The organism is Paraburkholderia sp. RHO2 (assembly GCF_050955445.1).
Taxonomy (GTDB): domain Bacteria; phylum Actinomycetota; class Actinomycetes; order Mycobacteriales; family Mycobacteriaceae; genus Prescottella; species Prescottella agglutinans_A.
Genome location: NZ_CP162617.1, coordinates 3,516,210 through 3,538,066 on the forward strand (window position 1 = coordinate 3,516,210; position 21,857 = coordinate 3,538,066).

20 protein-coding genes and 1 tRNA gene are annotated in these 21,857 nt (G+C 69.8%); 6 read left to right on the top strand and 15 right to left on the bottom strand.

Translation table 11 applies throughout. From position 1 onward, the window contains the following. Positions 1-5: 5 nt before the first annotated feature. The 10 genes from ABTV10_RS16365 to ABTV10_RS16410 form a co-directional block, all read right to left on the bottom strand. Positions 6-2,036 (bottom strand): bifunctional copper resistance protein CopD/cytochrome c oxidase assembly protein, encoded by a 2,031-nt coding sequence (locus ABTV10_RS16365; RefSeq protein WP_499028535.1) that lies wholly within the window; start codon positions 2,034-2,036, stop codon positions 6-8. Between the two features lie 17 nt (positions 2,037-2,053). After that, on the bottom strand, positions 2,054-3,328 hold the full coding sequence (locus tag ABTV10_RS16370; protein ID WP_499028537.1) for a vWA domain-containing protein: 1,275 nt from the start codon (positions 3,326-3,328) through the stop codon (positions 2,054-2,056). Then, on the bottom strand, positions 3,325-4,005 hold the full coding sequence (locus ABTV10_RS16375) for an SRPBCC family protein (protein ID WP_499028539.1): 681 nt from the start codon (positions 4,003-4,005) through the stop codon (positions 3,325-3,327). The genes ABTV10_RS16370 and ABTV10_RS16375 overlap by 4 nt, the downstream gene beginning before the upstream one ends. A gap of 13 nt (positions 4,006-4,018) precedes the next feature. Next, a complete protein-coding gene (locus ABTV10_RS16380; protein WP_499028540.1) occupies positions 4,019-4,918 on the bottom strand; it encodes an AAA family ATPase in 900 nt (299 codons plus the stop codon). Continuing rightward, positions 4,915-5,505 carry a nucleotidyltransferase family protein gene (locus ABTV10_RS16385; protein ID WP_499028542.1) on the bottom strand — a complete coding sequence of 197 codons (591 nt, stop codon included), beginning with the start codon at positions 5,503-5,505 and terminating at the stop codon, positions 4,915-4,917. The genes ABTV10_RS16380 and ABTV10_RS16385 overlap by 4 nt, the downstream gene beginning before the upstream one ends. Beyond that, positions 5,496-6,389, bottom strand: a complete 894-nt coding sequence (locus tag ABTV10_RS16390; RefSeq protein WP_499028543.1) for an XdhC family protein — start codon at positions 6,387-6,389, stop codon at positions 5,496-5,498. The genes ABTV10_RS16385 and ABTV10_RS16390 overlap by 10 nt, the downstream gene beginning before the upstream one ends. 13 nt (positions 6,390-6,402) lie before the next feature. After that, entirely contained in the window at positions 6,403-8,832 is a 2,430-nt protein-coding gene (locus ABTV10_RS16395; protein WP_499028544.1) for an aerobic carbon-monoxide dehydrogenase large subunit, read from the bottom strand. Continuing rightward, positions 8,829-9,326, bottom strand: a complete 498-nt coding sequence (locus tag ABTV10_RS16400) for a (2Fe-2S)-binding protein (protein WP_433605569.1) — start codon at positions 9,324-9,326, stop codon at positions 8,829-8,831. The genes ABTV10_RS16395 and ABTV10_RS16400 overlap by 4 nt, the downstream gene beginning before the upstream one ends. Position 9,327: 1 nt before the next feature. After that, positions 9,328-10,212 carry an FAD binding domain-containing protein gene (locus tag ABTV10_RS16405; RefSeq protein ID WP_499028546.1) on the bottom strand — a complete coding sequence of 295 codons (885 nt, stop codon included), beginning with the start codon at positions 10,210-10,212 and terminating at the stop codon, positions 9,328-9,330. A gap of 107 nt (positions 10,213-10,319) precedes the next feature. Next, positions 10,320-11,456, bottom strand: coding sequence for an XdhC family protein (locus tag ABTV10_RS16410; RefSeq protein ID WP_499028548.1), 1,137 nt, complete (start codon positions 11,454-11,456; stop codon positions 10,320-10,322). A gap of 89 nt (positions 11,457-11,545) precedes the next feature. Here ABTV10_RS16410 and ABTV10_RS16415 point away from each other — a divergent pair, with 89 nt between their 5' ends. The 4 genes from ABTV10_RS16415 to ABTV10_RS16430 all read left to right on the top strand — a co-directional run bounded on the left by ABTV10_RS16415 (position 11,546) and on the right by ABTV10_RS16430 (position 14,271). After that, complete coding sequence (locus tag ABTV10_RS16415; protein ID WP_499028549.1) at positions 11,546-12,502, top strand: LysR family transcriptional regulator; 957 nt, start codon at positions 11,546-11,548, stop codon at positions 12,500-12,502. Between the two features lie 59 nt (positions 12,503-12,561). Beyond that, positions 12,562-12,638, top strand: a tRNA-Arg gene (locus tag ABTV10_RS16420). Between the two features lie 131 nt (positions 12,639-12,769). Next, positions 12,770-13,690 (top strand): poly(ethylene terephthalate) hydrolase family protein, encoded by a 921-nt coding sequence (locus tag ABTV10_RS16425; RefSeq protein ID WP_499028551.1) that lies wholly within the window; start codon positions 12,770-12,772, stop codon positions 13,688-13,690. Further along, positions 13,687-14,271 (top strand): hypothetical protein, encoded by a 585-nt coding sequence (locus ABTV10_RS16430; protein ID WP_499028553.1) that lies wholly within the window; start codon positions 13,687-13,689, stop codon positions 14,269-14,271. Before ABTV10_RS16425 ends, ABTV10_RS16430 begins: the two co-directional genes overlap by 4 nt. 23 nt (positions 14,272-14,294) lie before the next feature. Here ABTV10_RS16430 and ABTV10_RS16435 read toward each other — a convergent pair whose 3' ends face one another. After that, positions 14,295-15,149 (bottom strand): SMP-30/gluconolactonase/LRE family protein, encoded by an 855-nt coding sequence (locus ABTV10_RS16435; RefSeq protein WP_499028555.1) that lies wholly within the window; start codon positions 15,147-15,149, stop codon positions 14,295-14,297. Between the two features lie 163 nt (positions 15,150-15,312). Then, positions 15,313-16,782, bottom strand: a complete 1,470-nt coding sequence (locus ABTV10_RS16440; RefSeq protein ID WP_499028556.1) for a glycoside hydrolase family 183 protein — start codon at positions 16,780-16,782, stop codon at positions 15,313-15,315. A gap of 348 nt (positions 16,783-17,130) precedes the next feature. Here ABTV10_RS16440 and gdhA point away from each other — a divergent pair, with 348 nt between their 5' ends. Then, on the top strand, positions 17,131-18,474 hold the full coding sequence (gene gdhA, locus ABTV10_RS16445; protein ID WP_433605584.1) for an NADP-specific glutamate dehydrogenase: 1,344 nt from the start codon (positions 17,131-17,133) through the stop codon (positions 18,472-18,474). A 66-nt stretch (positions 18,475-18,540) separates the two neighbouring features. On the opposite strand, the gene ABTV10_RS16450 is transcribed toward gdhA, so the two are convergent. Genes ABTV10_RS16450 through ABTV10_RS16460 form a run of 3 tightly spaced genes read right to left on the bottom strand, consistent with a single transcriptional unit; the run spans position 18,541 to position 21,072 of the window. Beyond that, positions 18,541-18,771, bottom strand: coding sequence for a hypothetical protein (locus ABTV10_RS16450; protein WP_499028558.1), 231 nt, complete (start codon positions 18,769-18,771; stop codon positions 18,541-18,543). Continuing rightward, positions 18,768-19,952 (bottom strand): fatty acid desaturase family protein, encoded by a 1,185-nt coding sequence (locus tag ABTV10_RS16455; protein WP_499028560.1) that lies wholly within the window; start codon positions 19,950-19,952, stop codon positions 18,768-18,770. Before ABTV10_RS16455 ends, ABTV10_RS16450 begins: the two co-directional genes overlap by 4 nt. 34 nt (positions 19,953-19,986) lie before the next feature. Continuing rightward, the gene (locus ABTV10_RS16460) at positions 19,987-21,072 is read right to left on the bottom strand and encodes a ferredoxin reductase (protein ID WP_499028561.1); all 1,086 of its coding nucleotides are present in this window, start codon (positions 21,070-21,072) and stop codon (positions 19,987-19,989) included. A gap of 151 nt (positions 21,073-21,223) precedes the next feature. Between ABTV10_RS16460 and ABTV10_RS16465 the strand changes: the two genes are divergently transcribed. Next, positions 21,224-21,853, top strand: coding sequence for a TetR family transcriptional regulator (locus tag ABTV10_RS16465; RefSeq protein WP_433605590.1), 630 nt, complete (start codon positions 21,224-21,226; stop codon positions 21,851-21,853). Positions 21,854-21,857: the final 4 nt, after the last annotated feature.

The following is a 21,857-nucleotide window of genomic DNA, read 5'->3' on the forward strand; positions in this document are numbered from 1 at the left end:
ACGGACTAGAGGCCGGTCTCCCGGTCGCGGCGCGCGAGTTCGGCGAACATCGCGTTGTGCGCGGCGAGGTCGGCGTCGTCGTCGCGTTCGGCGGCGCGGTCCACTCGTTTCGCGGTCTTCTCGTCGCTGCGCGACCACTGGACCAGCAGGGCGAGCATGATGATCACGAGCGGCATCTCGCCGGTGGCCCACGCGATGGATCCGCCCAGCTGCTGATCGCGTAGCAGGTCGTCGTTCCAGCCCAGCCCGAGCGACCGGTAGAACGTGGCGCCCATGACCTCGCCCATGCTCATCAGCGCGATGCCGAAGAAGGCGTGGAACGGCAGCGACCCGAAGACCACGCCCAGCTTGGTGATGGGCTGCAGGTTCCGCGGCGAGGGATCGACTCCGATGACGACCCAGTAGAACAGGTAACCGCTGAGGATGAAGTGCACATTCATCAGCAGGTGGGCCGCGTGGCTGTCGACGGAGGCACTGAAGATGCCGCCCAGGTACAGCGCGTAGAAGCCGCCGACGAAGAGCACCGCCGCCACGAGCGGATGGGTGAGGAAGCGGGAGATCGGGCTGTGCAGGAAGCTGAGCAGCCATTCGCGCGGGCCCGGGACGCCGTCCTTGCCGGCGGGCCGCAGCGCCCGCAGCGCGAGGGTGAACGGACCGCCGAGCACCAGCAGCACCGGCGCCAGCATCGACAGCGCCATGTGCGCGCCCATGTGGACGCTGAACACCGCGGGGGCGTACCGCCCCACACCGGACGACGTGGCGATGAGCAGGACGAAGCAGCCGGAGAACCACGCGATGGAGCGTCCGATCGGCCACGCGTCGCCGCGCTTGCGGAGCGTGCGCAGACCCGCGATGTACAGGACGGCGAGAACGATCGCCGCGGTGCCGAAGATGAGGTCGAACCGCCAGTCCAGGACCAGGCGCGCGAAGGTGGGCGGCCCGTCGAGGTTGTACCCGATTTCCACCTCGGTGAGCGTCGGGAGCGACGCCGGCGGCGGGGGCGGGGTCCGTCCCAGGCCGACCGCGATGCCGATCGTGGCCGCGAACACCAGCGCCTCGACACCGGCGAACCGGATGAGCGCCCCGCGGGACTCGGGATTCGCGGCGAGGGCGGGCAGCGCCCGACGGCGCTGGAAGAAGCCGAACACGCCGAGCACGACGAGGGCGACCACCTTCGCGACGATCAGGCGTCCGTAGGTGGTGGTGAACAGCTCGTCGAGCGGCATCCGGACGAGGGCGTTGATCACGCCGCTCAGTGCCATCGCGACGAAGCAGATCGTGGCGACGAAGGAGAACCGCTTGGCCGCGACGTCGGTGTAGGCGCCGCGCCGGCGGGCGTGCGCGAGCAGGGCGAACAGGCCGCCGGCCCAGAACGCCGCACCGACCAGGTGCCAGATCAGGCTGTTGGTCGCGACGTCGTGGGAGCCGCCCGACGACGAGTGCCCCGTCAGCGCGATCGGCATCATCGTCACGATGCCGAGCAGCAGCAGGAACGGCGTCCACGACCACCGCAGCGCCAGGCGGGTGACCACCGCGAGGAGGAGCGCGAGACCCGCGGTCCACGCCCACGCGACGGCGTTCTCGACCTGCCCGATCGCCGACCACAAGTTGTCCGGCTTGATCGCCTCCGTGAACGGCTGACCGGACGTGTCGGACAGCGTCAGCGGCACCAGGAGCGCCGCGCACAGCGCCCACACGAACGCGGCATGCGACGCGGTGCGGACCGCGCGGTAGCCGTCCACGTCGAGCACGCCGCTCTTCTGCGGCGGCACCATGAACGCCGCGAACAGCAGCGAGCCGATCGCGATGACGGCCGCGATCTCGCTGACCGCCCGAATCGCCGGCAGTCCGTACGTGGTGAACGGGCCGGGGTCGGGGATGCCCATGAGCACCAGCGCCTGGGACGCCGACAGGGCCACGACCAGCGCGGCGACCAGTCCCGCGAGGACGCCGCTGACCGCGAAGACGGCGCCGGATCCGGCGCGGGGGGACGGAACGGGAGCGCGCTCGGACTGCTCTCGCAGGGGTGTTGCCATGCCCACCAGCGTAGGACCTACGACAACGTGTCGGACTCGGGCCTCACCCAGTCCGACCGCTCCGCGGCCCGGGCGCCGCGCCCCACGATCGTGAGCATCTCGCCGAGGGTCGCCACCGAGTGCGCGGGCAGGAGGTCGTCGCAGTACGGCAGGGCCGCCGACATGGACCCGGCGACCGGCTCGAATCCCGGTGCGGCCGCGCGGGGATTGAGCCACACCAGCCGGTGGGCCCGACGGCGGACGCGGGCGACCGCGCGGGCGAGGTCGGCCGGCGGGTCGCTGTCCCAGCCGTCGGACGCGATGATCACCACGGCGCCGCGCAGCACGGTGCCGTGTGGCGAGGACAACAGTGCCGTGAGGCTGCCCGCGATGTGGGTGCCGCCGAATCGGTCCACGACACGCTCGTTGGCGCGCGCCACCGCGACGTCGGCGCTGCGGTGTGCGAGCACCGACGTCAGGCGCGTCAGCCGGGTCGAGAACGCGAAGACCTCCGCGTCGTTACCGGTGCCGCGGACCACCGCGGCGCGCATGAGGTGGAGGTAGACGTCCGCGTACCCGCGCATCGAACGGCTCACGTCGCACACCAGGACGATCCGCCGTCGCCGCACCCGCGGCCGGCACCGCACCAACCGGATCGGTTCGAGCCCCGTCCCCCGGGCCCGGCGCATCGTGGCGCGCAGATCCACCCGGCCGTGCCGGTGCGGTTCGCGCCGGCGGCTGCGCCGCGTCGGCCAGTGCGGCCGGGCCTGCTCGAGCCATCGCCCGAGCAGCCGCAGGTCCTCGTCGCGGAACTCCCCGAAGGACTGGTCCGCGATCGCCTCGAGCGGGCTCGGCAACCGCAGCGTGACGCCGATCGCCTCGCCGTCGCTCCCCGAGCCTCCCGCCTCGTCGGGCCCGGCCGCGTCCACGTCCCGCGTCACCCACGGCGGGGCCGTCCGTTCGCCGCCGGATCCCGCCGGCGCGGCCGCGTCGTCGGACCCGCGCCGGTCGACGCGTGCCGGTGGTCCCGTCGCCCGGGCGGCCGGATCGAGCGGCAGCACCGCGTCGTCGAACACCGACGCGAAGACCGCGTCGAACCGCTCGAGGTCGCCGCGCCGCCCGAGGAGGGTGATGCGCGCCGCCCAGTACAGCCGACTGCGCCCGGTCGGGGGCAACACGCGCAGCGCCTCGGTGAACCGGGTCGCGCCGCTGGCCGACACCGCGACGCCGGATGCGCGGGCCCGCGTGACGAGCGCGACCGCGAACGCCGCGAGGTCGACGCCGCGCAGCAGCGCCACGGCCGGGACGGTCACCGGCGCCGGGACCGCAGCACGACGAACACGACGACGGCGGCGACGATCGCCGCGAGCAACGGCGCCGCCCGCCGGGCGAGCGGGGCACCCGCGAGTTCGATGAGATCGATCGGCTCGGGTTCGGGGACGGCTCCCGCCTGCTGCGCCGGCACGACGGCGAGCACCGTGGGCTCCACGGTCTCCGCCGTCGGCGCCGTCGGCGCCGTCGGCGCAGCGGCCTGTGCGGCCGACGATCCGGTCGCCAGCCGGTCCTCGAGGGACGCGGCGAACTGCCCCATGAGCTTGGTGGAGACCTGCTGGATCATCCCGCTGCCGAACTGGGCCAGCTTGCCGACGACCTTCATGTCGGTGTCGACGGTCACCCGGGTGCCGCGGCCGGACTCGTGGAGGCGGGCGGTGATCGTCGCCGACGCGTTCCCGCTGCCGCGCTTCTCGCGACCGCGGGCGTCGATCACCGCCGTGCGCGACTGCTCGTCCTTCTCCACGAACGAGGCCCGCCCGGCGAACTCGCTGGTCACCGGCCCCACCTTGATCTTCACGGTGCCGAGGTAGTCGTCGCCCTCGCGCCCGGTCATCTGCGCCCCCGGCAGCAGCGGCGCGATCCCTTCGAGGTCCGTGAGCACCTCCCACGCCCGATCGATGGGCGCGTCGACCGTGAACTCGTCTGCGATCTTCATCGTCGTCCTCTCATCAGGTTGCCCCGCTCGCCAGGTAGTCGCCGACGGCCTCCGCCAGCACGGTGCGGTCGTCGGGGGTCTTCGCGATGGCGCCGAGGCTCGCGAGCGCGTCGGCCGACACCAGCTCGGCGGCGCCGAGCGCCGCCAGCGCCGACACCCAGTCGATCGCCTCCGCGAGCCCGGCCGGCTTGTCCAGATCGAGCGTCCGGGCCGACGCCACGAACCCGGTGACACTCGCGACGAGGGGGCCGGCGGCGCCGGGCACGGTCCGGCGCAGGATCGCGGCGGCACGCTCGGGCGCCGGGTAGTCGATCCAGTGGTAGAGGCAGCGCCGGCGCAGCGCGTCGTGCAGGTCGCGGCTGCGGTTGGACGTGAGGACCACGATCGGGGCGCGCTCGGCGACGAACGTGCCGAGTTCGGGCACAGTCACCGACGACTCGCCGAGGAATTCGAGCAGGAGCGCCTCGAATTCGTCGTCGGCACGGTCGATCTCGTCGATCAGGAGCACCGGTGGCAGGGGGCCGCGGTGCCGCACGCACCGCAGGATCGGACGTTCCTGCAGGAACTGTTCGGTGAACAAGTCCGCCTCCTGCAACCGCTCGCCGCGGGCCTCGGACAGCCGGACGGCGAGAAGCTGGCGCTGGTAGTTCCAGTCGTACAGGGCCTCGTCCGCGCCGAGGCCCTCGTAGCACTGCAACCGCACGAGTTCGGTGCCGAGCGCCGCGGCGAGCGCCTTCGCGGCCGTCGTCTTCCCCACCCCGGGCTCGCCCTCGAGCAGCAGCGGCCGCCCCAGCCGCAGCGCCAGGAACAGCGCCGTGGCCGTGCCCTCGTCGAGCAGGTAGTCCTGCGCGTCGAACCGTCGGGTCAGCTCCTCGACGTCGGCGAAGTACGCATCCACGGCGGTTCCGATCACGACGCGTCCCGGTCCTGGTCGAGCAGGGCACGGTACCCGTCCCACGTGTCGACGTCGAGCGGGATGCGTTCGTCGACGGGAATCTCGAACCCGTCCAGGTCCTCCCGGTCGAAGAGCTTCCACACCGCCTTGTCGCCGGCGAGCTCGTCCAGGTCACCGAACACGCTGCGCCCCAACCACAGCGGATGCCCGGGCCCGTCCGTGTAGCGGCACATCCCGATGTTCTCCATGGCGCCGCGGGCCACCAGGTCCCGCACCGTCCACGGCGTCACCCCCGGCTGGTCCCCCAGCAGCAACACGATGCCCGCGGCGAGCGGGTCCACCTCGCGCAGCGCCGCCCGCACCGACGCCGAACACCCGCTGCCGGCGTCGGCGCAGTGGACGACGGTGCAGTCGCGGAGGTCGACGAGGTCCTCGATCGCCTCGGCGGATCCGGGCACGGTCACCAGCAGTTGGTGGAACCGGCAGGCCCGGGCCACCGTCAGCGTCGCGTCGAGCAGCGTCGCGCCGCGATACGGCAGCAGTTGCTTGGGCCGCCCCAGGCGCCGGGACCCGCCCGCGGCCAGCACCAGACCGGTCACGAACATCGCGCACGCTCCTTCTCGTAGGTGCGGCGGCACCCGGGTGCGCAGAACCAGTAGTCCTCGCCGTCGATCTGCAGGTGCGGGGTGTCGTCGTCGACGGTGACCGTCATCCCGCACACCGGGTCGATCACCGTCAACCGTCCGGTATCCGATTCGGTTGTGCCGGTGGATGTTCGCTCCACCAGTCGCTCGACGCGGATCTCACGGACCAGTTCCGCGAGGATCGCGAGCGCGATCTCGCCGGGAGTGCGCGCACCGATCGCGAGCCCAGCCGGGGTGTGCACGACGCCGCGTTCGGTGGCGCCGAGCGCGAGTTCGTCGAGGATCGCCGAGCCACGGACCCGACTGGCGACGAGCCCGATGTACCCGGCGCCCGCGTCCAGCGCCTCCCGGATGGCACTCGGCTCGTCACCGCCGAGGCTGGCGACGATCACGGCGGACTCGCCCTCGCTCGGCGCGCCGCCGCGCCGGACGTCGAGGTCGAGCGCGCCGGCCAGGTGCGCAACGGCGTCGGCGACCGGGCTCTCCCCCACCACCCGGACGATCGGCGCCGGCAGGCACGGCTGCAGGAAGATCTCCATCGCCCCGCCGGACAGGCAGGGGTTGACGACGACCCGCGCACCGGGCACGTCGGGGTATTCGGGTCCGCCGTCGGGCAGGATCCGCAGCAGCAGGCTCTCCCCCGCCTCGAGTGCGTCGGTCGCGGCCTGCCGCACCGAGTTCCGCGTGCAGTGGCCGCCGACAAAGCCCTCGATCGTGCCGTCCGGCAACACGATCGCGCCGTCGCCGGGCGACGACGACGTCGGCTGCTGGGCACGGACCACCGTCGCGCGCACGTAGGGACGCCGCTCGTCGGTCAACTGGGCGGCGCGCGCGGCGAGGTCCATTTGCATCTCCTTGTCAGATCGGCGGGGTCGCCCGACCCTGCATCGCCTCCCATACCCGTGACGGCGTCAGCGGCATGTCCGCGTGACGCACCCCGAACGGCTTCAACGCGTCGACGACGGCGTTCACCACCGCCGGCGGCGATCCGACGGTCGCGCTCTCCCCGATTCCCTTGGCCCCGATCGGGTGGTGCGGGGACGGGGTGACCGTGTACCCGGTCTCGAGGTGCGGCACCTCGACCGCGGTGGGGATCAGGTAGTCCATGAGCGAGCCGCCGAGGCAGTTGCCGTCCTCGTCGAACGCGACGATCTCCATGAGCGCCATGCCGATTCCGTCGGTGATGCCGCCGTGCACCTGCCCCTCGATGATCATCGGGTTGATCCGGGTGCCGCAGTCGTCCACGGCGAGGAAGCGGCGCACCTCCACCTCGCCGGTGCCCGGATCGACGTCGACGACGCAGAAGTAGGCGCCGTACGGGTACGTGAGATTCTCCGGGTTGTAACAGATCTGGGCCTCGAGTCCGCCCTCGATGCCCTCCGGCAGGTCCCCGGCGCCGTACGAGCGCATCGCGATGTCCTGGATCGTCACCGCCGCCGACGGGTCGCCCTTCACCTGGAAGGCGCCGCCGTGGTCGTCGTCCTTCACCCATTCCAGGTCGGCGACGGACACCTCGAGCATGCCGGACGCGATGATCCGCGCCTTGTCGCGGACCTTGCGGGCCACCAGCGCGGCCGCGGCTCCGGACACCGGGGTGGACCGGCTGCCGTACGTGCCGAGCCCGAACGGGGTGTTGTCGGTGTCGCCGTGCACCACGTCGATGTCCTCGGGCGGGATACCGAGTTCCTCGGCGACGATCTGCGCGAACGTCGTCTCGTGGCCCTGGCCCTGCGTCTGCACCGACAGGCGGACGACAGCCTTGCCGGTCGGGTGCACGGTGAGCTCGCAGCCGTCGGCCATGCCCAGGCCGAGGATGTCCATGTCCTTGCGCGGGCCGGCGCCGACGGCCTCGGTGAAGAACGACATCCCGATGCCCATCAGTTCGCCGCGCTCGCGCCGCTCGGCCTGCTCGCGGCGCAGGTCGTCGTAGCCGATCATCTCCATGGCCTTGCGCATCGTCGTCGTGTAGTCACCGGAGTCGTACTTCCATCCGGTCTTCGACGTGTACGGGAACTGGTCGGGGCGCAGCAGGTTCTTCAGCCGCAACTCGGCGGGATCCATGCCGAGGTCGAACGCCAGGCAGTCGACGAGTCGCTCGACGAGGTACACGGCTTCGGTGATCCGGAACGAGCACGCGTACGCGACACCGCCGGGCGCCTTGTTCGTGTAGACGGCGGTCATCTTGCAGTAGGCGGCCTCGAGGTCGTAGCTGCCGGTGAACACGCCGAAGAAGCCGGCGGGGTACTTCACCGGTGCCGCCGTGCCGTTGAACGCACCGTGGTCGGCGAGGACGTCGGTGCGGATCGCGAGGATCCTCCCCTCGGCGGTCGCGGCGATCTCGCCGACCATGATGTAGTCGCGCGCGAAGCCGGTGCTGGTGAGGTTCTCGCTGCGGTCCTCCATCCACTTGACGGGCTTGCCGGTGAGCAGCGACCCGACGATCGCGCACACGTAGCCCGGATAGATCGGCACCTTGTTGCCGAACCCGCCGCCGATGTCCGGCGAGATGACCCGGATCTTGTGCTCGGGCAGGCCCGCCACCAGCGCGTACAGCGTGCGGTGCGCGTGCGGGGCCTGACTGGTGGACCACAGCGTGAGCTTGCCGTCGACGGCGTCGTAGTCGGCGACCGCACCGCAGGTCTCCATCGGCGCGGGATGCACACGCGGATAGACGATCTCCTGCCGCACTACGACGTCGGCCTTCGCGAACACGGCCTCGGTGGCGTCGGAATCGCCCGTCTCCCAGTCGAAGCAGTGGTTGTCGGTCTTGCCGTCCAGGTCGGTGCGGATCACCGGGGCGTCCGGCGAGAGCGCGGTCCGCGCGTCGATCACCGGGTCGAGGAGTTCGTACTCGACGTCGATGAGTTCGAGCGCGTCGCGGGCCGAATACCGGTCCTCGGCGACGACGAACGCCACCTCCTGACCCTGGAAGCGCACCTTGTCGGTGGCGAGCACCGCCTGCACGTCGTTGGACAGCGTCGGCATCCACGCCAGCCCCTTCTCCGCGAGGTCGGCGCCGGTGACGACCGCCGCGACCTTCGGATGCGCCTGCGCGGCAGTGGTGTCCACCCGCACCACGCGCGCGTGCGCGACCGGCGAGCGGAGGATCGCCAGGTGCAGCATGCCGGGCAGCTGGACGTCGTCGACGTAGCGCCCCTGTCCGCGGATGAACCGCGGGTCCTCCTTGCGCAGCATCCGGCCGTGTCCGCACGGCTTGCCGTCGTTGGCGGTGCTGTCGGGATCGGCGATTCCCGCTGGCTCCGTCGTCTCGGGCTCGAGTGTGGTCACGTCGTTCCTCCCGTCGTGACGGTGTCGGTGGTCGCCCCGCTGTGCTCGGCGGCCCAGCGGACCGAGCGGACGATCGTGGTGTAGCCGGTGCAGCGGCAGATCTGGCCGGAGATGGCCTCGCGGATGGTCTGCTCGTCGGGGTCCGGGTCGCGGTCGAGCAGGGCGCGGGCGGTGATCATCATCCCGGGCGTGCAGAACCCGCATTGCAGCCCGTGGCACTGCATGAAGCCCTCCTGCACGGGGTCCAGGACCCCGTCCTGTGCCAGACCCTCGACGGTGCGCACGGCGCGGCCCCCGGCCATGACCGCGAGCATGGTGCACGACTTCACCGGTTCGCCGTCCACCGACACCACGCACGTGCCGCAGTTGCTGGTGTCGCAGCCCCAGTGGGTCCCGGTGAGCCCCAACCGGTCTCGCAGGAAGTGCACCAGCAGCATGCGCGGCTCGACGTCCTCGGTCACCTCGGTGCCGTTGACCGTCATCGTCACCTGCATCTCACGTCTCCGATCGTGTGGCTGCGGCCCGTTCGGCGGCGGTGCGCAGCGAGCGGACGGTCAGTTCGTCGGCGAGGTGACGCTTGTAGGCGGCGGTGCCACGCGGGTCGGTGACCGGCTCGCACGCCTGCCCGGCGAGCCGACCGGCCCGCCGGAACGTCTCCTCCGTCGCGGGCTGCCCGCTCAGGAACTCGCCGATGGCCGCCACCCGGTTGGCGTCCGGTTCCACGGCGGTGAGCCCGACGGATGCCCCGCCGATCCGGTCGCCGTCCAGCCACAGGGCCGCCCCGGCGGCGGCGATGGCCCAGTCTCCAACGCGCCGTTTCGCTTTCGTGTACGCGCTCGATCCCGAGCGGTCCCGAGGTATCCGGACCTCGATCAGAATCTCGTTGCCACGTACCGCGGTCTCGTACGGCCCGACCAGGAACTCGGTCATCGGCACCTCTCGCACGCCGGTCGGCCCGCGGATCACGCACACGGCGCCGACCACCGAGCACACGGTGGTCAGGTCCTCGGCCGGATCGGCCTGGCACAGCGAGCCGCCGATGGTGCCGCGGTTTCGGACCACCGGGTCGGCGATCACCCGCTCGGCGTCCCGAAAGATTGGGAACGCCGCCGCCAGGTCGTCGGACTCGAGGATCTGGCGGTGCCGCACCATCGCGCCGATGCGTACCGGATCCCCGTCCGCCGCGATGTGGCCGAGTTCGCCGACGAGGTCGTTGATGTCGATGAGGTACTCGGGGTTGGCCAGGCGCAGCTTCATCATCGGCAGCAGGCTGTGCCCTCCCGCGACGACCCGCGCCTCGTCCCCCAGACGGTCGAGCAGCGCGATCGCGTTCTCGACGTCGGTGGCGCGCTCGTATTCGAACAGTCCCGGGACCTGCATGTGGCACTCCTCACAGTGCGGGATGCTTCCAGCGTGTGCCCCGCGGGAGGTGGCGTCAAGGCCGGTTAAGCCATCGCTGGATCACGGTGCCGACTCGCCCGTCGCGATCATCCGGATTGTTCGTGGTGGATACGTCCGTGCAGGTCACGCAGGGGTCGACCGTGCCCGCCCCACCGGCGCGCGATGATCTCGGCCGCGATCGAGACCGCGGTCTCCTCCGGGGTCCGCGCACCGAGATCGAGCCCGATCGGGCTCGACAATCCGGACAGTTCGTCGTCTGTGAGACCGGCCTCGCGCAGCCGGGCAAGCCGATCGAGGTGGGTGCGCTCGGACCCCATCGCCCCCACGTACCCCACCCGGGGCAGCCGCAGCGCGACCTCGAGCAGCGGGACGTCGAACTTGGGATCATGCGTGAGCACGCAGATCACGGTGCGGCCGTCGATCGCGCCGGCCTCGGCCTGCGCCGCGAGGTAGCGGTGCGGCCAGTCGACGATCACCTCGTCGGCGGTCGGGAACCGACTCGCGGTCGCGAACACCTCGCGCGCGTCGCACACGGTGACGCGATAGCCGAGGAACGCGCCCTGCCGCGCGACCGCGGCCGCGAAGTCGATCGCCCCGAACACCAGCATCCGCGGCGGCGGCGCATAGCTCGCGACGAACACCCGCAGGCCCTCACCGCGACGCTGACCGTCCGGCCCGTACTCGAGCACCGCGGTGCGTCCGGCCGCGAGAAGCCCCCGCCCGTCGTCGGTGACGGCCTGGTCGGCGCGAGCCGAGCCGAGGGTTCCGCTCGTCGTGTCCGGGCGGATGACGAGGCGACGACCGACCCGGCCGCCATCCACGCGAGCGGTGTCCCCGATGACGGTGGCCACCGCGACCGGTCGGCGGGCCGCGATGTCCGCGGCGACGACGTCGAGGTCGGGAAACGTGCGGCGCGACACCGGTTCGACGAACACGTCCAGGATGCCGCCGCACGTGAGCCCGACCGCGAACGCGTCCTCGTCGCTCACGCCGTACCGCTCGAGGACCGGTTCGCCGGTCGCCACGACCTCCGACGCCAGCTCGTACACCGCGCCCTCGACGCACCCGCCCGAGACCGATCCGGCGACCCGACCGTCCGGGGCGACCACCATCGCCGCCCCCGGATCCCGCGGCGCGGACCGGAATGTCGCGACGACGGTGCCCAGCCCTGCGGTGTCGCCGGCCCGCCAGATTGCGAGCAGATCGGACAAGACGTCGCGCATCGCGTCAGCCTCCAGCCCCGGCCGTCGCCGCTGGTGAGACCGGGTCATTCGCGGGTTGCGGGCGGGGACGCCGTCGTAGGCTCGACAGCGTGACTCCCGCTCAACTGCGAGCCTATTCCGCGGTGGTGCGGCTCGGATCGGTTCGAGCGGCGGCGCGGGAATTGGGCATGACGGATTCGGGCGTCTCGATGCATATCGCCCAGCTCCGCAAGGAACTCGACGACCCGCTCTACAGTCGCCGACCGTCCGGTCTGGCCTTCACCCCCGGCGGGCTGCGCCTCGCGAGCCGCGCCGTCGAGATCCTCGGACTGCAACGACAGACGGCGCTCGAGGTCAGTCAGGCCGGGCACGGGCGACGCCTGCTCCGGATCGCCGCGTCGCCGCTGTTCGCCGAGCACGCCGCGCCCGGTCTCATCGACCTGTTCGCCGGGCGCGCGAAGGACCTTTCGGTGGAACTGAGCGTCCACCCCGTCCGGCAGTTCGGGAGCCTCATCTCGTCGCGCGCCGTCGACGTCGCGCTGGGCCCCCGGGTGCTCGGCAATCACCAACCGCTGTGCGTGCATCCGTTCCTGCACTACGAGGTGCTGACGGTGTGCGCACCGGAACACCCCATGGCCCACACCCGCCCCGCGCTGCAGCGACTGCGGGAACAGCCGTGGTTCCTCGGGCCGTCCGCCGCCGGCGGCGACGGGGTGATGCGCCACTTGCTGCGCATCCTCGACATCCCGCGGGACCGGCAGCGGATCTTCCAGAGCGACGCCGCGGCCGTCGAAGCCGTCCGCCGATCGTCCGCCCTGACCCTGGCGCTCGGCTTCGCCGTCAGCGACGAACTGTCCGGCGGCGCCCTCGGGCTCGTCGAGGGACCGGACCTACGCGCCGCCGGCGAATGGTGCGCCACGACGCTGCACCACCAGCACCTGCAGCCCGCCGCGTCCGAACTGCTGCACTTCGTCAGCACCCCCCGCTGCATCCAGGCGATGATCCGCGGCACCGGCGTCGAGGTCACCCACTTCAAGCCCAAGGTGCACGTGACGCTCTGGAGCTGACACCACCGGCCACCCGGATGCACAAGGCACCGCGGTTCAGCGGGTATGCTCTTGGCCGCGCCTCCGTAGCTCAGTTGGATAGAGCAAGAGCCTTCTAATCTCTAGGTCGCAGGTTCGATTCCTGCCGGGGGCACCATAATCGCAGGTCCGAGGCGTAGGCTGGCGGCGCGCCTTCCGTGGTGCACCTTCGCGCAGCGCTGGCGCCAGAAGATCAAGAACGCACGCTCATGACGAGAATCGCCGCGATGATCTAGTTAGGCTGCGTCCGTGACGTTACGACGACCTCTGCTGCCCACCACCCGACGCACCCGGACACTGCTCCTCGCCGCGATCCTCGCAATGCCGATCGCGTCCGGATTCTCGGCACCGGCCCTCGCATCGGTTCCCGCGCCGGGTCCCACGGCGCCGGCCGATCCCGCCGCTCCGGCAGGGCAATCCGTCAGCGAGCGGTACGCGGCCACCGGCGTCCACGACGTCACCTCGGTTGCGGTGCCCGGGTACCAGATCTTCCACCCCGCCGACATCGCCACCAGCCCCGACCGCCATCCGGTGGTCACCTTCGGCAACGGCAGCTACGCGACGTACGAGCAGTACGAGGAGTTGCTGCGTCACCTGGCCTCGTGGGGCTTCGTCGTCGTGGTCGCCGACAGCAGCGTCACCGGCGACGGGACCGAGATCCTGGCGGCAGCACGCTACATCCTGGCGCAGAACGACAACCCGGACAGCGTCTTTCACGATCGCATCGACGTCGCTCACGTCGCGGCCGTCGGACATTCGCAGGGCGCCGGCGGATCGATCAATGCCAGCACCCACTCCGACGGACTCATCACCTCCACCGCCGTGCTCGACCTGCCCGATCCCTGGTGGGCCAGTCGTCCCGTCGACGTGTTCGACGTGACCCGACTGACAGGTCCGGTGTTCTACATGACGGGCGCCGAGGATCCGGTCTCGACGGCCATACCGCAGGCCGCCTTCCACGCCGTGAGCCCGGGACCCGCGGCCCGCGGCCGCCTGCTGGGGGTGGGCCACAACTGGCCCACCGACGGCGGCGGATTCCGCGGATATCTCACCGCGTGGCTGCGCTTCACCCTCACCGACGACGCCGACGCCGCGCGCGCCTTCGTCGGTCCGGCACCGGAACTGTTGGCCGATCCACGGTGGGACGGCACCGCGGTCAAGGGTTTGTGATCAGGCGCAGACGATATCGACCACCCGGCCCGGTCGTCCCCGCGCTCACCGCGCTCGCCGTCGGCGTGTTGCTCTGCCTCCGCTACGGTTGGTGGCCTTCACGATTCGGCGCCCTGCACTGGGCCGAGCCGCTCCTCGTCTGCGCCGGCGCGGTTCTGGCGCTCGGCGTCGTGGGGCTGGTCTGGGCGATCCGCACACTGGTGTTCGTCGTCGAGGAACGTCGCTGGTCGTGGTGGATTCTCCCGGCCCCGGCGGTCGTGCTGGGCGGCATCGTGATCGGCGTCCTGGTGCAACCGACGCCGTTCGACGAGATGCGACCGGAGTTCGAACGGGCTGCTCGGGAACTGCTCGCCAGTGGCGACCACTCTCGCGAGAACCTGGAGATCGGCCGGTTCGACATCTCCGCGGTGTTCGAGGGGTGCGACGGCGAGGTCTACTTCGAAGAAGCGTCCTGGTTTCCGTTCGGAGCCGGCAGCGGTTGGGTCTACTCACCCGACGGGGACCCCGCCGGGTTCGACGACTTCTCGTCGACGCACCTCGGTGGGCCTTGGTACGAGTACACATCCGTATGGCGGGACTGAGGTCGCGGCTCCGTACTCCACGGTCATGCACTGGGCGCGAGATCGACGCCGCTCGGCGGGTGCATGCGCCGTAGCGTGCCGTCGAACGATGTGACGTAGAGCGCCCAACCGTCGCCGGCCCGCCCGATGCGCACCGAACTCGGACCCTGCCACCCGTTCGACAGGCCCGACGCGACGACACAACTCGCACCGGTCTCCGGATCCACGGCGTAGATCGCGCCCTCGATGTGCGCCGCGACATAGAGCACCCCGGACCGCGACATCGTCAGATCGTCCGCGCCCGGCAACAAGCCGGGAATCCGCGTGACGACCGACCACCGCGCCGGATCGACCAGCGGCACGCGGTAGATCTGTCCGGTGAACAAATCGTCGGTGTAGACGACGCGCCCATCAGGGCTCGCGGCCAAGCCCTCCCCACGGGGCACCGGCGACCAGTTCGGTTCGACGTGCCCGGAGTCGGATCGGTAACGAGTCACACCCATCGGCGGTCCGCCTTCGGTGCCCACCCAGGTTGTCAGCAGGTCCCCACCAGGAAGGCGCAGCAGCCCGTTCCCGCCGAGCGCGCCGCGGTCGGTCAATTGTCCTGTCGTGGTGTCCAATTGCCACAGTTTGCCGTCCTGGCGGGTCAGGAAGTAGAGGTCGGATCCGTCGAGTTGCAGCCCGCCGGGGGCCGCCATGTGCTCGACGACCGTGCTCACCCGGCCGTCGGCGTCGACGTGATAGACCTTCGAGTCGCCGGCCAGATAGACGCCACCCCGGGCGTCCGGTTCGAGGTTCTCGAGCTGTTCCAACCCCTGCGCCACGGTCTCGACCCGCCAGCCGCCACACCCCGCAGCGATGGGCGAACCCGTTGCCGGCGTTGCCATCACGGTGCTCACCGCCGCAACCGCCGCCGAAATCACCAACCCCCGAGTCGATCTTCCGAGCCTCCCCATAGCGCGCAACCTACTGCACGGCGGCCGGAACCGGGGGCGTATTCGAATACGAACGCGGCCCGCCCCCGAACCGGGAACGGGCCGCGTCGTCACGAACTGCGTGCGTTCACTCGCCGTCGACGGTCTCGACGAATCCCTCGGGCGTATCGAAGCCCTCGAGACGCTGCTCGCCGGTGGCGGCCGGGTCCGGGCGGTCGAGCTGATCGGTCGCCGACATGGAGATCCGCCGCAGGTCGGTCCGCATGTAGATCACGTTGTAGCGGTCCCACGTCGTCAGCACGAAGTACAGGTCCGCGCCCGTCGACCACGGGTGCATGAACCCGCCGTACAGACCCGGCAGCGTGGCCGAGCCGATGAGCGTCTGGCTACCGCTCCACGGCCCCTGCGGATCGTCGGCCTGCCGGATCTTGAGACCTTCCACGTCCGAGTACATCGCGACGTACTTCTGCAGATAGTCGTTCCACTGCACCGACAGTTCGCTGACCGGCGCCTTGATCACCGGCGTCGCCTGGGTGATGTCCGATACCCAGGCAGAGCCAGTCCAGTACTCGTATTTGTCCGGATCGACGATGTCCGTGGTGTTCGCCGGCACACGGGCCAGGCGCGCGGAACCGGAACGCCCTGAGGGGGTGCCGAATTCGTAGACGAATCCGTCTCCGCGGTTGGGCACGAACGCGCTCATCTGCCAGTTCGCGTTGTTCGTCGAGAACGCCGGAATGTCGTCGACGCCGGGGATCGGAATCGGCGTGTCGAAGACGCCTTCGCGATTGATCCGCACAGTCCGCAGATCGGTGGTCCAGGTGTTGCCGTTGTCTTCGGAGACCGCAAGCCCGGAGTAGTTCGTGGTCCACTCGCCCGGCGTGTCCCAGGACCGGACGGACATCCACCGCACGTACTGGGTACCGTCGACCGCCACACCGCCGGTGGGGATGACGGTGAACTCGGGATTGCCCAGCTCGCCGGGTCCATTGGAGAGCAGACCCTTGATGACCTGCTTCGAGAAGTTCTCCGCCGGCGGCGGAGCGAGGGGCGAGTTGAGGATCCTCATGCCGTCACCGAGGCTCTCGTCGGTGCTGCGGAACAGGACGTTGCTGCGCCACTGGTCGCCCTCGATGCCACAGTCTCCGACCGTGTCGCCGAAGAGCATCATGACGTTCTTGCGGTCGCCGGTCCTGCCGTTGTCCCACATGATCCCGAGGTCGGTGCCCGAGACGCTGAATCGGTTGATGCTGTCGTTGGGACTGCCCGGCCCGGTGACCATCTCGAGTGCCTTGGTGCGACCGGAGAGGACCGGCAGTGCACCGTTGGGCGCGCCGGTGATCCACGGGAGGGAGTTCATCAGCGAACCCGTCGCGCTGCCCAGGCTGCCCGAGCTCAGGCTGCCGAGACTGCCGGAACTGCCGACGCTCCCCGAACTACCGGAACTGCCCGAGCTGCCGAGACTTCCGCTGCCGTTGCCGTTCTGCCCGCACGGTCCGCCGACCGCGCCGGCCGGGGTCGCCATGCCTACCGACAGACCGACCGTCAGTGCGGCCGCCGACAGCGCGGCGGTCCACCCCCGATTCACTGCTCTCACAGACCGCTTCCTTCCAGGTAGCGGGAGGCAATCCGTGCGCAGCCCATCGCGCTCTCCCCCCGAAGATGTGCATTGATCAACAGCAAACCATGTCACACCCAAGACGTTCGCGTTACCAATGTGATTGATGTGAAAATTGAGACTTGCCGCGCGTGCCGCTCCCCGCCCGGCAGAGGGAGCGCCGACGGGATTCCGTACGCCATTTGCCCAGGTGTGAGCACTCGGTAACGTGATGTTTACACGTGGCTAATCTCACTTTCCCCTGGTTACCGTCGAATTCGCCCCACTTTGCGGACTAGCCTGTAACAGAAAGATTAAAAAGTTCTCACGGAATCAGGTAGGTGAAAGTTGTCTGTACGCGACCGCGTTGAGGAGATCTACAAGCAGGTACTCCTTCGCAATGCTGGCGAGCCGGAGTTCCACCAGGCGGTCGCCGAGGTCTTCGAGTCGCTCACCGTGGTTCTCGATCGGCACCCGAACTATGCCGACGGTGCCCTGATCGAGCGTCTATGCGAGCCCGAGCGGCAGATCATCTTCCGCGTTCCGTGGCAGGACGACAACGGAAACATCCACGTCAACCGCGGTTTCCGCGTGCAGTACAACAGCGTGCTCGGCCCCTACAAGGGCGGCCTGCGATTCCACCCGAGCGTCAACCTCGGCATCGTCAAGTTCCTCGGCTTCGAGCAGATCTTCAAGAACTCCCTCACCGGCCTGCCCATCGGCGGCGGCAAGGGCGGTTCGGACTTCGACCCCAAGGGCAAGTCCGAAGCCGAGATCATGCGCTTCTGCCAGTCGTTCATGACCGAGCTGCAGCGCCACATCGGCGAGTACACCGACGTCCCCGCGGGTGACATCGGCGTCGGCGGCCGCGAGATCGGCTACCTGTTCGGCCAGTACAAGCGCCTCAACAACTCGTACGAGTCGGGCGTCCTCACCGGCAAGGGCCTCACCTGGGGCGGCTCGATGGTCCGCAAGGAGGCCACCGGTTACGGTGCCGCCTACTTCGTCGCCGAGATGATGGCCGCCAAGGGCGATTCCATCGAAGGCAAGAAGGCCGTCGTCTCCGGTTCGGGCAACGTCGCGATCTACGCTATGGAAAAGCTCCACCAGCTCGGCGGCACGGCCATCGCCTGCTCCGACTCGTCGGGCTACATCGTCGACAACAACGGCATCGACCTCGACCTGCTCAAGGAGATCAAGGAGGTCCGTCGCGGCCGCATCTCCGAGTACGTCGACGAGCGTCCCGACGCCCAGTACTTCCCGGGCGGCAACATCTGGAACGTGCCGTGTGACATTGCGCTGCCGTGTGCCACGCAGAACGAGCTGGACGACGTCTCCGCGAAGGTCCTGGTGAACAACGGCGTCAAGGCCGTCGCCGAGGGCGCCAACATGCCCACCACCCCGGGCGGCATCGCGGTGTTCCGCGAGGCCGGCATCGCCTTCGCGCCGGGCAAGGCCGCCAACGCCGGTGGCGTCGCGACCTCCGCGCTGGAGATGCAGCAGAACGCGTCGCGTGACTCCTGGAGCTTCTCCTACACGGACGAGCGCCTGTCGAAGATCATGCGCGGCATCCACGAGCGCTGCTCCACCACCGCCGAGGAGTACGGCAAGCCGGGCGACTACGTCCTGGGTGCCAACATCGCCGGCTTCGTCAAGGTCGCCGACGCGATGTTCGCCATGGGCGTCATCTGATCGACCCACGCACGGAATCGGCCCGGCACCTGTCAGAGGTGCCGGGCCCGATTTCTTTGTCCGGATTCAGCTCTCGTCGACTTCCGACCGTTCCCCGTCTTCGCGCGCCTTCCGTGCGGCCTCGCGCATCTCGATTCCATCGGTGATCCAGTCCCCCACCTCCCGGGTGACGTCCCGGACGGCCCCGGCGATGATCACCGCGATCGCGCCGACGTGTGTGGCGGCGGACTCGGTGAGCTCCTGCACCGTGTCCTTGCCTCGCTCGAACTTCCCCACCATGTTCGACGTGCCTCTCATGCGGCGGTCTTCCGACGCTCGACGATAACACCGCGCACCGGCGCCGGGCCGACGAGCGACGGCGGCAGCGCCAGCCGGAAGATCTTGGCCCATACGGTGCCGATCTGCCGGAAGAAGCCGCCGGTGTTGTACGGCAGGCCGTAGCGTTCGCACAGTTCCCGCACCCGCGGCGCCATCTCCGGGTACCGGTGCGCCGGGATGTCCGGGAACAGGTGGTGCTCGATCTGGTGCGACAGATTGCCGGACATGACGTGGAACAGCGGGCTTCCCGTAATGTTCGCGCTGCCGAGCATCTGCCGCACGTACCACTGGCCGCGGGTCTCGTCGGCCGTCTCCTCCTCGGTGAAACTCTGCACGCCCGACGGGAAGTGGCCACAGAAGATGATCGAGTACGCCCACACATTGCGGACCACGTTGGCGGTCGCATTCCCGAGCAGCGTCGAGACGAACAGCGGGCCGGTGAGCGCCGGGAACAGCACGTAGTCCTTGAGCACCTGGCGGCCGGCCTTCCGCCACCACCCCCGCACCAGCGGTGCGACGTCCGCCCAACTGCGTTTGCCCTGGATCACGTTCTCGGCCTCGAGGTCGTGCAGCATCACACCCCACTCGAACACGAACATCAGCGCGGTCGCGTACAGCGGATTACCGAGGTAGTAGGCGTTCCAGCGCTGCGCCTCGTCCATCCGCAGGATGCCGTAGCCGATGTCCCGGTCGCGTCCGACGATGTTGGTGTACGTGTGGTGCAGGTAGTTGTGCGAGTGCTTCCACTGATCCGCCGGGCACACGGTGTCCCACTCGAACACCCGCGAGTTCAGGCCGGGCTCACGCATCCAGTCGTACTGGCCGTGCATGACGTTGTGCCCGATCTCCATGTTGTCGAGGATCTTCGAGATCGACAGCGCCCCCACACCGGCCAACCAGAACGGCGGCAGGAAGCCCAGGTACATCAGGCCGCGGCCGGCCACCTCGAAACCACGCTGCGCCTTGATGATCCGATAGATGTACTCGCGGTCGGCGGCGCCGAGATCGGCGACGACCTCGTCCCGCAGCGCGTCGAGTTCGCGCCCGAGCGCCTCGACGTCGTCATACCCGATGACCGTCACCTCCGATTCCGGGTCGCGAGCACCGAATCTCAGGAACCCGGGCAGGGCCAGGAACCCGGGAAGACCGATTCCGAACATGGGTTTCTCCTCTGATCGTGGTGGACCGGTGTGGTCAGACGTCGATCTCGACGTCCCCGACGGGTGCCGAGATGCACAGCTGGATCGATTGCCCCGGGTCGTCGTGGGTGTCGCCGGTGCGCAGGTTGCGGGTGCGCCCGGACCGCTTGACCGCGGTGCACGAGAAGCAGATCCCCATCCGGCAGCCGTACTCCGGTTGCAGACCCGCCGCCTCGGCCTGCTCGAGCAGACTCGCCCCGGTGTTCTCGGCGGAGACACCGCTGCACGCGAACGACACCACGCCCTCCGCGGGCCCCGTCGGCGTCGGCGGGTCGATCCGGAACCTCTCGGTGTGCATATGTGCACCGAATCCGCCGGCATCGAGAAGCTCCCGGACCGACGTCTCGAGCGCGTCGGGTCCGCACACGAACACCTCGGATTCCGACCCGAACCACGGGGCGACCGCGTCGAGATGTTCACGCTGGAAGCGCCCCTCGACCGAGGTTTCGACGACGCGTACCGTCACGTTCTTACGCGCCTCCCCGATCGCCCGCAGTTCGCCCAGGACCGGAACGTCGTCCAGCGTGCGGGTGTAGTGCAGAAAGGCGATCGATCCGGCGAACCCCTCGTCGACGAGGGTGTGCAGCATCGACAGCACCGGGGTGATGCCGCTGCCGCCGCTGACCAGGACGACGTCCGCCGGCCGCGGCGCAGGCAGTGCGAAGTCTCCTGCCGCCGTGGACAGATCGACCACCATGCCGACGGCGGCTTGCCCGACCAGATACTGCGAGACCAGCCCGCCGGGGTGGGCCCGCACGATCAGCCGGATCGAGTCCCGCGAACCATCCTCGGCCCCGATCGGCGAGTAGCACCGCGTGTGCCGCACGCCGCCGATGACGACGTCGACCTGCACGAACTGGCCCGCCCGGAAGCCCCGCCAGTGCCGGGTGGGACGCAGCTCCAGCACCACCGAGTCCGGCGTGGGCCGCGTGACCCGCACGACGCGGGCCCGCATCTCACGCGCCGTGGCCATCGGGTCCAGGAGTTCGAGATAGCGGTCCACCGCATGGGGTGTCGCGAGCGCTTCGAACAGGGGCAGAAGCGGTCGACACCTCGAGCGGAGGGAGGAACGCGTCGTCATGATCATCTCCTCACGAGAGATTTTCAGTGCACACTCGTACACTGACTAGTGTGAGCGCGGTTACCCCCTACCTGTCAATCCCGGAGAAACGTGACACCGGTCACCGCAACGGTCGTCCGGGGTGTGGGTCACAGTGCCTAGACTCGACGCCGTGACCGAAGCGGTGGAGACGCGCGCGCAGCGCAAGGAGCGCACGCGTCAGGCGTTGCTGGACCGGGCCCTCGAACTCCACGCCGACCGCAGTTTCGCGAGCGTGAGCCTGCGCGAGGTCGCGCGCGCCGCGGGCATCGTGCCCACGGCCTTCTATCGACACTTCGCCTCGATGGACGAACTCGGCGTCGCGCTGGCCGAGGACAGCATGCGCGTGCTGCGGCGGATGCTGCGCGACGCCCGGCGGACCCCGAGCACGAAGAACGCCCGCGACTCCCTCGACATTCTCGTGCGCCAGGTGCGCGCCCACGAGGCCGAGTTCCGATTCGTCGCCCGCGAGCGATACGGCGGCGTGCCGGAGGTCCGGCGCGCGATCGCCATGGAACTGCGCCTGTTCGCCAGCGAACTCACCATCGACCTCGGACGCATGCCGGCGCTGGTGGACTGGGCGGTCGACGACCTCGAGATGGCGGCCGACCTGATCGTGCAGGCGATGCTCGCGGCGGTCGTCGACCTGCTCGAGTCGGACCGTCCGGGTTCGGCCGACGAACGCGCGGTGATCGACCGCGCCGAGAAGCAGCTCCGCCTGATCATGATCGGCATCGGCGGTTGGAAGCCCACGCACCCGTAACGAT

Coding starts and splice junctions, on each gene's coding strand:
- ABTV10_RS16365 (WP_499028535.1), bottom strand. CDS start 2,036: ATGGCAACACCCCTGCGAGAGCAGTCCGAGCGCGCTCCCGTTCCGTCC.
- ABTV10_RS16375 (WP_499028539.1), bottom strand. CDS start 4,005: ATGAAGATCGCAGACGAGTTCACGGTCGACGCGCCCATCGATCGGGCG.
- ABTV10_RS16385 (WP_499028542.1), bottom strand. CDS start 5,505: ATGTTCGTGACCGGTCTGGTGCTGGCCGCGGGCGGGTCCCGGCGCCTG.
- ABTV10_RS16390 (WP_499028543.1), bottom strand. CDS start 6,389: ATGGACCTCGCCGCGCGCGCCGCCCAGTTGACCGACGAGCGGCGTCCC.
- ABTV10_RS16400 (WP_433605569.1), bottom strand. CDS start 9,326: ATGCAGGTGACGATGACGGTCAACGGCACCGAGGTGACCGAGGACGTC.
- ABTV10_RS16405 (WP_499028546.1), bottom strand. CDS start 10,212: ATGCAGGTCCCGGGACTGTTCGAATACGAGCGCGCCACCGACGTCGAG.
- ABTV10_RS16410 (WP_499028548.1), bottom strand. CDS start 11,456: ATGCGCGACGTCTTGTCCGATCTGCTCGCAATCTGGCGGGCCGGCGAC.
- ABTV10_RS16450 (WP_499028558.1), bottom strand. CDS start 18,771: ATGAGAGGCACGTCGAACATGGTGGGGAAGTTCGAGCGAGGCAAGGAC.
- ABTV10_RS16455 (WP_499028560.1), bottom strand. CDS start 19,952: ATGTTCGGAATCGGTCTTCCCGGGTTCCTGGCCCTGCCCGGGTTCCTG.
- ABTV10_RS16460 (WP_499028561.1), bottom strand. CDS start 21,072: ATGACGACGCGTTCCTCCCTCCGCTCGAGGTGTCGACCGCTTCTGCCC.